Origin of the sequence: Salifodinibacter halophilus, from assembly GCA_012999515.1 — a bacterium.
GTDB classification, from domain to species: Bacteria; Pseudomonadota; Gammaproteobacteria; order Nevskiales; family Salinisphaeraceae; genus Salifodinibacter; species Salifodinibacter halophilus.
The window spans coordinates 1-442 of record JABEEB010000022.1 but is presented as its reverse complement, the minus strand read 5'-3'; the positions used below and the strand labels follow the sequence as shown (position 1 = coordinate 442).

Here is a 442-nt window from a genome sequence, read left to right as displayed (position 1 = left end):
GCGACGATCTGCAGGGTCGCATTGGCGCCGTTGGCCAGCGCGCCCACGGCCCACACACCGGTGCCGTTGTTGTAGGTGCCCACGCTCGGCGTCGCCGAAACGAAGGTGTAGCCGGCCGGCAGCTGGTCGTTGACGTTGACGCCCGCAGCACCGGACGGACCGTTGTTGGTCACGGTCACGGTGAAGGTGACGTTGGTGCCCACGGTCGGCGTTGCGTTCGACGCGGTCTTGGTCACCGCGAGATCAGCCGAAGCCACCGGCGTCGGCGTGCTGGTCGAGGTGTTGTTGCCCGGAGTCGGATCGCCCGTGGTCGAGGTCGCCGTCGCGGTGTTGACGTAGCTGCCCGTCGCACGCACGGTGGCGACGATCTGCAGCGTGGCGCTGGCACCGTTGGCCAGGGTGCCGATCGCCCACACGCCGGTGCCAGCGACGTAGGTGCCCG

At 69.5% G+C, this 442-nt stretch carries 1 protein-coding gene; it reads right to left on the bottom strand.

Annotated elements, in window-relative coordinates:
• On the bottom strand, positions 1-442 hold a 442-nt coding region (locus HKX41_10485; protein ID NNC24560.1), incomplete at both ends, for a DUF11 domain-containing protein.